The organism is Pseudomonas sp. GW821-FHT05H12 (genome assembly GCF_059419385.1).
On sequence record NZ_JBWKRS010000021.1, the window covers coordinates 73,235 to 85,235 of the forward strand.

Sequence of the window (12,001 nt, forward strand, 5' to 3'; positions counted from 1 at the left end):
TTGGCATACGCGTATTGAAACGGGAAATTTCAGGCATCAACAAGCGTTTAAAAGCCCTTTCCGGCCCCCGCAGTGCACCTTGCATGACCACTGGCGAAAAATTCCAGGCTTTTTTCATGGCAGGGGTTTACAGCTCAAAATCCCCTCCGTATAGTGCGCGCCATCGACGACGGCAACGTTGTTGATGCTGCCCAGGTGGTGAAATTGGTAGACACGCCAGCTTCAGGTGCTGGTGATCGCAAGGTCGTGGAAGTTCGAGTCTTCTCCTGGGCACCAATTTCAAACTCAAGGTTATGCCTTGAGTCTCCAAAAACCCGCGAAAGCGGGTTTTTGCGTTTCAGGCCTTTGATTCTTAACGAGATTTTTGATTTATATTTTCGAATCAGGGGTTTACAGATCAAAAAGCCCTCCGTATAGTTCGCTCCATCAACAGCGCAAGCGTTGTTGATAAGCCCAGGTGGTGAAATTGGTAGACACGCCAGCTTCAGGTGCTGGTGACCTTACGGTCGTGGAAGTTCGAGTCTTCTCCTGGGCACCAAATTCAGATCAAACCCGCGAAAGCGGGTTTTTTCGTTTCCGGGGTTTGAAAACTTACTCCCCTATTCCCTCCTCGTCCGCACCTGAGAAACTTTATCGTTTATCCTTGCAACGATTTGTTGCACTCAAGTGAGGAAAACCCCGGATGATGATCCGCGATACCCGTCTCAAGACATCCCTTCTGCGTGGCCTGACCATCACTCTGCTCGGCCTGACCCTGCTCTCTCCTACCGCCCACTCCGCCGACAAAGTCTCCCTGACCTTGTACAACGGCCAGCATAAAGAAGTCGGCGACGAGCTCGCCAAGGCCTTCGAAGCCAAGACCGGCATTCACGTCAACGTGCGCAAAGGCAGCAGCAACCAGCTGGCCAGCCAAGTCGTTGAAGAAGGCGACCGCTCCCCTGCCGACGTGATCTACACTGAAGAATCACCGCCTCTGAACAAACTCGGCGAGCAAGGCCTGCTGGCCAAGATCGACGCCAGCACCCTCGACGTGCTGCCCAAGGATTACGTAGGTGCCAACGGCGACTGGATGGGCGTGACCGCACGCACCCGCGTCGTGGCCTTCAACCCCAAACTGATCGCTGAAAAAGACCTGCCCAAGTCAGTACTGGATTTCGCCGGCCCCGAGTGGCAAGGCAAGGTCGGCTTCGTGCCCACCAGCGGCGCCTTCCAGGAACAGGCCGTGGCCATCATCAAGCTGCACGGCCGCGAAGCTGCCGAGGAATGGCTGACCGGCCTGCGTGCATTCGGCAAGGTGTACAGCAACAACATGGTCGCCCTCAAAGCCGTGGAAAACGGCGAAGTGGCCACCGTGCTGGTGAACAACTACTACTGGTTCGCCCTGAAGAAAGAAAAAACCAAGCTGGACTCCCAACTGCACTACTTCACCGACGGCGATGTCGGCGGCCTGATCACCGTGTCGTCCGCCGCCGCGCTCAAATCCAGCAAGCACCCCAAGGAAGCTCAGCAATTGCTGGCATTCATGGCCAGCGAAGAAGGCCAGCGCGTGATCACCAACACCTCGGCCGAATACCCGTTGCGCAAGGGCATGGAATCCAACCGTGGCCTCAAGCCGTTCAGCGAACTGCAACCGCCGAAAGTCACCCCGGCGGACCTTGGCAATGCTGAAGAGGCCCTGGACCTGGAACGTGACGTTGGCTTGAACTGATGAACCCATCGTTGACCGCCCCCACCCTGCGTGGGGGCTTGAGCCCCAGGCGCAAGCGCCCGTCGATCTGGCTGCTACTGCCGGTACTGTTGCTGGTAGGCCTCAGCCTGCTGCCGCTGGTGTATGTCGGGCTCAAGGCATGGCAAGCCGGCTGGACGCAGGCGCTGCATCTGTTGTGGCGGCCATATGTCTTCGGGCTGCTGCGTAACACCTTGGCGCTGATGGTCGGCGTCACAGTGACCTGCGGTGTGATCGGCCTGTCACTGGCCTGGCTGCTGGAACGCAGCAACCTGCCGGGGCGACGCATCTGGGGTGTGATTCTGTGCCTGCCGTTTGCGGTGCCCGCATTTGTCAGCAGCTTTACCTGGGTGTCGCTCAGCGCGAATTTCGAAGGCCTGGGCGGCGCGATCCTGGTGATGAGCCTGTCCAAATACCCGCTGGTGTTTCTGCCGGTGGCAGCGACATTGCGCAATCTTGATCCCTCCCTGGAAGAATCGGCCCGCACCCTGGGGCTGAATCGCTGGGGCGTGTTTTTCCGCATTACGCTGCCACTGCTGTGGCCTTCGCTACTGGCCGGAGCGCTGCTGATCGCGTTGCACATGCTGGTGGAATTCGGCGCCCTGTCGATCATCGGCCTGCAGACCTTCACCACGGCGATCTACCAGCAGTTCGAACTGGAATTCAGCAATGCCAACGCCGCAATGCTGTCGGCGGTATTGCTGGTGATGTGCTTGACGCTGCTGTGGCTGGAGCTGCGCGTGCGCGGCAAAGGCCGACACGTGCGCATCGGCCAGGGCGCGGCGCGGCACGCCGAACAAGTACGGCTGGGCAAGTGGGCGCCGCTGGGGCAACTCTTTTGTCTGGTGCTGGCAATCATCGGCAGCGGGATTCCGCTGGGGATGCTCGGTTACTGGTTAGCCGTGGGTTCGTCAGCAGCATTTCCGGTAGCCGAAATTGGCGAGGCATTGCTGTCGTCACTCGCGCTGTCCCTGGGCGGCGCGGCGTTGTGCCTGGTATTGGCGGTACCCGTCGGGCTGCTGGTGGTGCGCTATAAAGGCCAGTTGGCGATCTGGGCCGAACGCCTGCCTTACCTGCTGCACGCCCTGCCCGGCCTGGTGATTGCACTGACGCTGGTGTATTTCGCCCTGCATTATGTACCGGCGCTGTATCAGACGTCGGCACTGCTGTTAATCGCGTATGCGCTGCTGTTTTTGCCGCTGGCCCAGGCACCGATTCGCACGGCACTGAACAAGGCCGCGCCACAATTGGAAGAAGCGGCACGTACACTGGGAGCATCGTCATTCAGTGCGTTCTGCCGGGTGACGCTGCCAATTATCTTCCCGGCGCTGGGCGCTGCATTTGCACTGGTGTTTCTGGATGCGATGAAGGAATTGACTGCCACCTTGCTGCTGAGTCCGACGGGCCTCAATACCCTGGCGACAGCGGTGTGGGCGCATACCTCGAATGTGGAGTTCGCGGCGGCGGCGCCTTATGCGGCGTTGTTGATAGTGGTGTCGGGGTTGCCGGTGTATCTGCTCACGACGCGGATGTATTTGAGCCGTTAAGACCGCTATCGCAGGCAAGCCAGCTCCCACCTTTGGAATGCATTCCCCTGTGGGAGCTGGCTTGCCTGCGATGAGGCCGGAGCAGACAACCTCAGGCTCGAAACTGCCCCAGACTCGCCTTCAACTGCGCCGCCAACCCATCCAGCACCTTGCCACTGGCCGTGGTCTCCACGACCGCCTGCGCCGCACGCTCGGCCTGGGCATGAATCACCTCGACCCGACCACGCACCGCATGGGCGCCCTGAGCTTGATGCTCGGCCGCACGCGTCGCCAAACCAATCGCCGCATGCACCTGCTCCACCGAAGCCTGCACCGTCTGCTGCAGGCGCACGCTGTCACGCAGCACCAGCAACCCTTCGCTGGCCTGGCGCCCGGCCTTGCCGATGGTTTCCACCGCCTCACGCGCACCTTGCTGCAACGCCACGATATGCGCCTGGATGTCGCCGGTCGAACTCTGGGTCTTGCTCGCCAGCGCACGCACTTCGTCCGCCACCACCGCAAAACCGCGCCCGGTCTCACCGGCACGCGCCGCCTCGATTGCCGCATTGAGGGCGAGCAGGTTGGTCTGCTCGGCGATGCCATGGATCACCGTCAACACCACTTCAATCTGCTCGCTTTGCTGCGCGAGCCGCTCGATCACTGTGGACCCGGCCTGCACCTGCCCCGCCAACGCTTCGATCAAACTGCCGACTTCCGCCGAAGTGCGTGAGTTCTCATCCGTGGCCTGGCGAATATCCACCACCTGTTGCAACGCCGCCTGCATGGCGTGACTTTCAGCCTGGGCTTCATCGGCCATCTGCGACAACGCGCGCAGGCTCTCGGCCACTTCATCACGCTGCAAACCCGCCGCCGCATCGGCCCCGGCATTGCGCAGGGTCATCGCGCCGATTTCCACGCCGGTACGCTGGGCCACATCGCCCGCCTCACGCACGATCGGCTGCAACTTATCGACAAAGCGATTGACGGCCGACGCCATGTCGCCGATTTCGTCTTTGCTGCTGATCTGCACACGCTTGGTCAGGTCGCCCTCGCCCGCGGCCAAGTCGTCCATGGCCGCGATGAGTAGCTTCAAACGGTTGACCACACGACGCCCCAACACGATGGCGATCAGCAGCAACACACCAAAACCCACCAGCGCCAAGCCCATGCCGATGCGCCAGCGCAAGGTGCCCGCGGCGTCCTGCACGGCGCTGCTGGTGTTGGCGGTCATCTGGGTGGCGGTGGCTTGCGCGGACTGCAGGCGCGCGCCCATGGCCGCAGCACTGTCGGCCGCTGCGCCCTTGAGGCTATCGCCAACCAATTGATCACCACTGGCGATCAGCGCAGTAAAACGCTTGTCCAGCGCGGCCAAGTCGGCCTCCACCGCTGCGGTGGAAACCCCCATGCGCACCTTGCCGATCTCCACGCCATTGGGGCTGATGGACGCTTCGACGTAGAACACGGAAGGGTCATCTTTCGCCGCATCCAACACTTTATCCAGGGCACGGTCGCCCTTGCCCTTTTCCAGCAGCGCCTGATTGATCGGGTTTTCACGGTTGAGGTAGCGGGTCAAATGCTCACCCGCCGCGTCGTCATAGACCACGAACAGCACGTTGGGATTGCGCTGCGCACGCCGGGCAAACTCCGACAACGTCGGCACGTCGCTGTCCCACATGGCGCGGGGTGCCACCGAGGCCAGCAGCTGTGCCATGTCATTGGCAGAGTCTTTCAGGTCTTTTTCAAGGGTCGCACGCAGTTGCTTCTGCTCTTCCTGCAGGCGAGTCGAAAGCCCCGCAGTCAGGCGCTGACGTGTGCTGGTCGACAGGCTGTCCAGGCTGGACGTCACTTCCTTGCCGGCTTGCGCCAGCTCGCCAGAGAGTTTCTGGCTGTCGATACCCAGGCGATTGCCCAAATCCGCTTCCAACGCAGTGACGGTGCTCCGCGTCAGGGCGACGGCCACCAGCACCTGCACCAAAAGAGCGATACCTAGGGTAACGAACACCGGCCGCAACAGCCGGCTTTGTAACAATGAGAGAACGGCAGACACTGGGAATCCCTCCACCACGGGTGCCATTAATTTGATAGCACCGCGAAAGAAAGAACCATAGCAAGGGTCGTGCCGTTTGCCAGCCAGAAACGACAAAGGGCTCCCGAAGGAGCCCTTTGCTTTCTACATCAACAGCTTATTAAGCGAACGGGTGACGCAGAACGATGGTCTCGTTGCGGTCCGGGCCCGTCGAAATAATGTCGATTGGCGCGCCGATCAGCTCTTCCACACGCTTGATGTAAGCGCGAGCGTTGGCTGGCAGCTCTTCCAGGGTCTTGGCGCCCACGGTCGATTCAGTCCAGCCCGGCACTTCTTCGTACACAGGCTGCAGGCCTACATAGCTGTCAGCGTCGGTCGGAGCAACGTCTTTGCCCTCTGTATCTTTGTAGCCAATGCAGATGTTGATGGTTTCCAGACCGTCGAGTACGTCCAGCTTGGTCAGGCAGATGCCCGAGATGCTGTTCACATCGATAGCGCGACGCAGGATAACCGCGTCGAACCAGCCGCAACGACGAGCACGGCCAGTGGTGGCGCCGAACTCGTGGCCTTGCTTGGCCAGGTGCGCACCGACTTCGTCGAACAGCTCAGTCGGGAACGGACCGGAGCCTACGCGTGTGGTGTAAGCCTTGGTGATGCCCAGGATGTAGTCCAGGAACATCGGGCCAACGCCCGAACCGGTGGCAACGCCGCCAGCGGTGGTGTTGGAGCTGGTCACGTACGGGTAGGTGCCGTGGTCGATGTCCAGCAGGGAGCCTTGGGCGCCCTCGAACATGATGTCCTTGCCCGCGCGACGCAGGTCGTGCAGCTCAGCGGTCACGTCCAGCATCAGCGGCTTGAGCAGTTCAGCGTATTCCTTGCACTCGGCCAGGGTCTTTTCGAACTCGATGGCCGGTTCTTTGTAGTAACCCACCAGCATGAAGTTGTGGTAATCCACCAATTCACGCAGCTTGTCTTCAAAGCGCGGCATGTTGAGCAGGTCGCCTACACGCAGGCCACGACGTGCAACCTTGTCTTCGTAGGCCGGGCCGATGCCACGACCGGTGGTGCCGATCTTCAGCTCGCCACGGGCCTTTTCACGGGCCTGGTCCAGCGCAACGTGGAAGGACAGGATCAGCGGGCAGGACGGGCTGATACGCAGACGCTCGCGCACCGGTACGCCTTTCTCTTCCAGCTTGGTGATCTCGCGCAGCAGGGCGTCAGGTGCAACCACCACGCCGTTGCCGATCAGGCACTGCACGCCTTCGCGCAGTACACCCGACGGGATCAGGTGCAAGACGGTTTTTTCGCCATCGATGACCAGGGTGTGGCCAGCGTTGTGGCCACCTTGGTAGCGCACTACGGCGGCAGCATGTTCGGTCAGCAGATCAACGATCTTGCCTTTGCCCTCATCACCCCATTGGGTGCCCAGGACTACGACATTCTTACCCATAACACTTGTCCTCATTCGCGCAAACTTGGTGCCGGCGATGGCCGGCAGGAAAACTCAAGAAGCCAGTGGCGATACTTGCCAAAGCCCGTTCTGCAGAATCAATTGCTGGTCGCAGTCCGCTTCACGGGCGGCGGCCAATGGCTGCCCAGGCAAGGCCTGGACGACACGCTGACCCTCACTGCGCAACTGGCAAACCCGCTGCCAGAGTGCTGCGTCCGTACTGTCGGGCATCCAGATGCCACCAGACGGTAGCTCGACCTCAGCACGCCCCAGGGTCACCAGGGTTTTCAAATCGGTAGAAAAGCCAGTCGCCGGACGCGCGCGACCGAAGTCAGCGCCGATATCGTCGTAACGACCGCCTTGGGCGATGGCTTGACCAACACCCGGCACAAACACCGCGAACACCACACCGGTGTGGTAGTGGTAACCGCGCAACTCACCCAGGTCAAAGTACAGCGGCAAGTCCGGGAACCGCGCCGACAACTGCTCGGCAATCGCCAGCACGTCGTCCAGCGCAGCCAATACCGGCGCCGGCGCATTGGCCAGGCGCTCGCGGGCGGCTACCAGCACTTCACGGCCACCGCACAGGTTCACCAGCGCACGCAGCATGTCAGCCAGGTCGGCAGGCACGCCAGCGGTCAGCGCGATGACTTCATCGATGGCCTTGCGTTGCAGAGCATCGAACAACTGTTGCTCCACTTCACCGGACAAACCGGCCGCACGGGCCAGGCCACGGTAGATACCGACATGGCCCAGGTCCATGTGCACATCCGGCACGTCAGCCAGTTGCAGCATGGCCAGCATCAAGCTGATCACTTCAACGTCGCTGCTCGGGCTGGCGTCGCCGTACAACTCGGCGCCCAACTGGATCGGGCTGCGGGACGACGACAAGGCACGCGGCTGTGCATGCAGCACACTGCCGGCATAGCACAGGCGGCTCGGGCCTTCACGACGCAGGGTGTGCGCATCGATGCGCGCCACTTGCGGGGTGATGTCGGCACGGAAGCCCATTTGCCGGCCCGATTGCGGGTCGATGACCTTGAAGGTGCGCAGATCCAGGTCCTGGCCCGCGCCGGTCAGCAGGGATTCCAGGTACTCGATATGGGGGGTCACGACAAACTCGTAACCCCAGCTCTGGAACAGATCCAACACCTGCCGACGCGCTACTTCGATGCGCGCAGCTTCCGGTGGCAGTACTTCTTCGATGCCATCTGGCAGCAGCCAGCGGTCTACCGTTGCCATTACGCCATTCCCCTATGATCCGGGCGGCCAGCCCTCGGCCGAGCCTTGAGTGAAGCAGAAAATGCCCGGCCCCTGCATAAACAACGCGCAAGAACGACGTGACGAATGGCCTGCTAGCGGCCTCGTCGGGCACTTTCCTCGAAAAACCTGTGGCGTCTGCGCGGCCAAACAACAATCAAACATGCAGACGCAAAAAAGCCGGGAATTTCCCGGCTGCCGCATCATACACCCGTTTTCTGAAAGGATCACCCCGCCAGGCGTTTTAGCCGCCCGACGGAGTGGGTCCTACACAGTGACGAGCTGATTACTTGGCTTTTTCCAGGTAGCGGAAGAAATCGCTACTTGGGTCCAGCACCATGACGTCGGTTTTGTTCGCGAAGCTTTCACGGTAGGCACGCAGGCTACGGTAGAACGCGTAGAACTCCTGGTCCTGGCCGTAGGCCTTGGCGTAGATCGCCGCGGCTTGAGCATCGCCATCACCACGGGCCTCTTCAGACTCGCGATAGGCTTCGGCCAGCAGTACACGGCGCTGACGGTCGGCATCCGCACGGATACCTTCAGCCAGTTCGTTACCCTTGGCGCGGTGCTCACGGGCCTCACGCTCACGCTCGGTGCTCATACGCTCGAACACGCTGCGGTTCACTTCTTTCGGCAGGTCGATGGCCTTGACCCGGACATCGATCACTTCGATGCCCAGCTCTTTTTCCGCCATGGTGTTGAGCGAACGCGTGATGTCAGCCATCAGCGCGTCACGTTCACCGGAGACCACCTCGTGCAGGGTGCGCTTACCAAACTGGTCACGCAGGCCCGATTCCAGACGGCGCGACAGACGCTCGTCGGCAATCTGCTTGAGGCCGGAAGTCGCGGTGTAGAAACGCTCGGCGTCCTTGACGCGCCACTTGGCGTAGGCGTCAACCATCACGGCTTTCTTTTCCAGGGTCAGGAAGCGTTGTGTCGGTGCATCCAGCGTCATCAGGCGGCCGTCGAACTTGCGCACCTGGTTAACGTAAGGGACCTTCACATGCAAACCTGGCTGGACATCCGCCTGCACCACACGACCGAATTGCAGCAACACCGCGCGCTCGGTCTGAGACACGATGTAGAAGCAGTTCCAGGCAGCGATGACCACGACGACACCCACAATCAGGGCTGTCAGCGATTTATTGCTCATCAACGACTCTCCCTGGTACGTGTTTGCTGTTGCAGCAAGTCTGCGGCCGCACGGGCGCTCGCTTCATTGGCAGCGGCATTCGAACTGGTGGACGGCGCGCTGGTACCGCTACGGCCCCCTTCGATCATCTTGTCCAGCGGCAGGTACAGCAGGTTGTTCTGCCCACCTTTGCTGCCGGTCACGAGAACCTTGCTGGTGTTGCTGAAGACTTCCTGCATGGTGTCCAGGTACAGACGCTCACGGGTCACTTCAGGTGCCTTGCGGTACTCGGCGACCAGCTTGGTGAAGCGATCCGCCTCACCCTTGGCGCGGGAGACCACTTCGTCACGGTAACCGTTGGCATCCTCGAGGATACGCTGGGCCTGGCCACGGGCTTCCGGCACGACGCCGTTGGCGTAGGTTTCAGCCTGGTTGCGCGAACGCTGCTCGTCTTCACGGGCGCGGATCACGTCATCAAAGGCTTCCTGCACTTCACGCGGTGCCGCTGCGCTCTGTACGTTCACCTGGGTAACGGTGATGCCGGTGCGGTAGGTATCGAGGAACCGTTGCAGGCGCTCCTTGATTTCGCTGGCCATCAATTCACGACCTTCCGTCAGCACCTGGTCCATCGCGGTAGAACCGACGACATGGCGCAGGGCGCTTTCGGTTGCGTGTTGCAGGCTGATTTCCGGCTGATCGACGTTCAGCACGAAGTCCTGCAGGTTGCTGATCTTGTACTGCACGGTCAGCGGCACTTCGACGATGTTCTCGTCTTCGGTCAGCATCTGGCCCTGCTTGGTGTAGGCACGCTCACGCGTGACGTTCTCCATGTACTTCTTGTCGATCGGCGGGAAATAGATGTTCAGGCCCGGCCCGACCGTCTCGTAGTACTTGCCGAAGCGCAGCACCACGGCTTGCTCCTGCTCGTCCACGACGTACACGGCGCTGTACAGCCAGACGGCCGCCAGCACGACAAGGCCCAGGCCGAGCAGGCCATAGCCACCGCCCTTGCCTGTGCGACCGCCGTCGTCACCACCACGTTTTTTTCCACCACCGAACAACCCATTCAGGCTTTCCTGCAGCTTTCGGAAGGCCTCGTCGAGATCTGGTGGCCCCTTGCGGTCGCCATTATTGCGGCGTTTACCACCCCAAGGATCCTGATTATTCGAGTTGCCACCCGGCTCATTCCAAGCCATAGCGCTCTCCATCTGATAAAGCAAAGACGCACCCACGGCGCGCCGACCAATGCTACAGAATGCCTGCTACTGCGGCACAACCGCTTTCGGAGGCTTTTATTGCAAAGTGTGTTGTTCGATGAACTCCGTCGGCACCACGCCTTCACGGCTGACCAGCCGATTCAGCTCCGAGCGCGGCAATCGAACGGCCAGCAAGCTGACACCTTCTTCGTCGTGTTCTTCTTTCTGTACCGCGCCCAACTCGAAAAACTGTGCACGCAGTCGAGCAAAACGCTGGGGCAAGCGCAAGGTGCCGACGAACAAATCACTGCCGAGCAACTCGGCGATGGCTTGCTCGAGCAGTTCCAAACCACTGCCATCACGCGCCGACAGCCAGACCCGCTGGGGCTTGCCGTTTTCGTCGCGCTGGATTTGTGGCTCAACGCCTTCAAGCAAATCGAGTTTGTTATAGACCTCGAGGATCGGCAAGTCCTGGGCCCCAATCTCACCCAATACCAGCATCACCTGCTCGATCTGCAACATGCGATCCGGTTCGGCCGCATCGATCACGTGCAACAGCAGGTCGGAATTGCTCGACTCTTCGAGCGTAGACCGAAATGCCTCGACCAGCTTGTGGGGCAAGTGACGGATGAAACCCACCGTATCCGCCAGGACAATCGGCCCAAGGTCAGCCAGGTCCAGACGGCGCAAGGTCGGATCAAGGGTGGCGAAGAGTTGGTCGGCCGCATACACGTCGGACTTGGTCACGTTGTTGAACAGCGTGGATTTGCCGGCGTTGGTATAGCCCACCAGGGAAACGGTCGGGATATCCGCGCGGGAACGGCCGCGGCGCGATTGCTCGCGCTGGCTGCGCACTTTCTCCAGGCGGCCCTTGATCTGGCGCAGGCGAACCCGCAGCAGTCGACGGTCGGTTTCCAACTGGGTTTCACCCGGACCGCGCATGCCGATACCGCCACCTTGACGCTCAAGGTGAGTCCAGCCACGAACCAGCCGGGTGCTCATGTGGTCAAGCTGGGCCAGTTCTACCTGGAGCTTGCCTTCATGGGTGCGGGCGCGTTGGGCGAAAATATCGAGAATCAGGCCGGTACGGTCGATCACGCGACACTCGAAAACACGTTCGAGGTTACGTTCCTGACTGGGCGTGAGGGTGTGATTGAAGATCACCAGATCGGCTTCTTCGGCATGAACCAGGTCGCGCAGTTCCTCGACCTTGCCGCTGCCAATCAGGAATTTGGCGGTTGGCCGATGACGCGGCACGTTAAAAAACGCAACGGTCTCGGCGCCGGCCGAATTTGCCAACTCCTGAAACTCCTGCGGATCTTCGCGCGCCTCAGGGTCCTGTCCATCCAAGTGAACGAGGATGACTCGCTCACCACCACCGTGGCGCTCAAAGAACAAAGGAGACTCCTATCAGGCGTTACCTGGCTCAGCGTCAGCTGCATCATCACCGGTAGCGCTAGGCAGACGGATTGGACGAACTGGAACGACTGTCGAGATAGCGTGCTTGTAAACCATCTGGCTGACGGTGTTCTTCAGCAGGATCACGAACTGGTCGAACGACTCGATCGTGCCTTGCAGCTTGATACCGTTGACCAGATAGATGGAAACCCCCACTTTCTCTTTACGTAAAGTATTCAAGTAAGGGTCTTGTAGCGAATGCCCTTTTGACATGTGCCGCACTCCTT

The 12,001-nt window shown here is 60.6% G+C and carries 9 protein-coding genes and 2 tRNA genes; 4 read left to right on the plus strand and 7 right to left on the minus strand.

Features of this window, described 5'->3' with window-relative positions:
• The first annotated feature begins 189 nt into the window (after positions 1 to 189).
• The 4 genes from AC07SU_RS19175 to AC07SU_RS19190 all read left to right on the plus strand — a co-directional run bounded on the left by AC07SU_RS19175 (position 190) and on the right by AC07SU_RS19190 (position 3,273).
• Positions 190 to 276, plus strand: a tRNA-Leu gene (locus AC07SU_RS19175).
• 175 nt (positions 277 to 451) lie between these two features.
• A tRNA-Leu gene (locus tag AC07SU_RS19180) sits at positions 452 to 538 on the plus strand.
• Between the two features lie 144 nt (positions 539 to 682).
• The gene (locus tag AC07SU_RS19185; protein ID WP_494997904.1) at positions 683 to 1,708 is read left to right on the plus strand and encodes an iron ABC transporter substrate-binding protein; all 1,026 of its coding nucleotides are present in this window, start codon (positions 683 to 685) and stop codon (positions 1,706 to 1,708) included.
• Positions 1,708 to 3,273, plus strand: a complete 1,566-nt coding sequence (locus AC07SU_RS19190; RefSeq protein ID WP_494997905.1) for an ABC transporter permease — start codon at positions 1,708 to 1,710, stop codon at positions 3,271 to 3,273. Before AC07SU_RS19185 ends, AC07SU_RS19190 begins: the two co-directional genes overlap by 1 nt.
• Positions 3,274 to 3,364: 91 nt before the next feature.
• Here the strand turns inward: AC07SU_RS19190 and AC07SU_RS19195 are convergent, their stop codons facing one another.
• The 7 genes from AC07SU_RS19195 to hfq all read right to left on the minus strand — a co-directional run bounded on the left by AC07SU_RS19195 (position 3,365) and on the right by hfq (position 11,987).
• The gene (locus tag AC07SU_RS19195) at positions 3,365 to 5,299 is read right to left on the minus strand and encodes a methyl-accepting chemotaxis protein (protein WP_494997906.1); all 1,935 of its coding nucleotides are present in this window, start codon (positions 5,297 to 5,299) and stop codon (positions 3,365 to 3,367) included.
• Positions 5,300 to 5,438: 139 nt separating this feature from the next.
• Positions 5,439 to 6,728, minus strand: a complete 1,290-nt coding sequence (locus AC07SU_RS19200; protein ID WP_494997907.1) for an adenylosuccinate synthase — start codon at positions 6,726 to 6,728, stop codon at positions 5,439 to 5,441.
• A 54-nt stretch (positions 6,729 to 6,782) separates the two neighbouring features.
• Complete coding sequence (locus AC07SU_RS19205; protein ID WP_176997132.1) at positions 6,783 to 7,970, minus strand: ATP phosphoribosyltransferase regulatory subunit; 1,188 nt, start codon at positions 7,968 to 7,970, stop codon at positions 6,783 to 6,785.
• A gap of 304 nt (positions 7,971 to 8,274) precedes the next feature.
• Positions 8,275 to 9,141, minus strand: coding sequence for a protease modulator HflC (gene hflC / locus AC07SU_RS19210; protein WP_105695167.1), 867 nt, complete (start codon positions 9,139 to 9,141; stop codon positions 8,275 to 8,277).
• On the minus strand, positions 9,141 to 10,316 hold the full coding sequence (gene hflK / locus AC07SU_RS19215; protein ID WP_176997133.1) for an FtsH protease activity modulator HflK: 1,176 nt from the start codon (positions 10,314 to 10,316) through the stop codon (positions 9,141 to 9,143). Before hflK ends, hflC begins: the two co-directional genes overlap by 1 nt.
• A 96-nt stretch (positions 10,317 to 10,412) precedes the next feature.
• Positions 10,413 to 11,714 carry a ribosome rescue GTPase HflX gene (gene hflX / locus AC07SU_RS19220; RefSeq protein ID WP_178918678.1) on the minus strand — a complete coding sequence of 434 codons (1,302 nt, stop codon included), beginning with the start codon at positions 11,712 to 11,714 and terminating at the stop codon, positions 10,413 to 10,415.
• A gap of 12 nt (positions 11,715 to 11,726) precedes the next feature.
• Entirely contained in the window at positions 11,727 to 11,987 is a 261-nt protein-coding gene (gene hfq, locus AC07SU_RS19225; protein WP_176997135.1) for an RNA chaperone Hfq, read from the minus strand.
• Positions 11,988 to 12,001 lie beyond the last annotated feature (14 nt).

Coding starts and splice junctions, on each gene's coding strand:
- AC07SU_RS19185 (WP_494997904.1), top strand. CDS start 683: ATGATGATCCGCGATACCCGTCTCAAGACATCCCTTCTGCGTGGCCTG.
- AC07SU_RS19205 (WP_176997132.1), bottom strand. CDS start 7,970: ATGGCAACGGTAGACCGCTGGCTGCTGCCAGATGGCATCGAAGAAGTA.
- hflK (WP_176997133.1), bottom strand. CDS start 10,316: ATGGCTTGGAATGAGCCGGGTGGCAACTCGAATAATCAGGATCCTTGG.
- hfq (WP_176997135.1), bottom strand. CDS start 11,987: ATGTCAAAAGGGCATTCGCTACAAGACCCTTACTTGAATACTTTACGT.
- AC07SU_RS19190 (WP_494997905.1), top strand. CDS start 1,708: ATGAACCCATCGTTGACCGCCCCCACCCTGCGTGGGGGCTTGAGCCCC.
- hflC (WP_105695167.1), bottom strand. CDS start 9,141: ATGAGCAATAAATCGCTGACAGCCCTGATTGTGGGTGTCGTCGTGGTC.
- AC07SU_RS19200 (WP_494997907.1), bottom strand. CDS start 6,728: ATGGGTAAGAATGTCGTAGTCCTGGGCACCCAATGGGGTGATGAGGGC.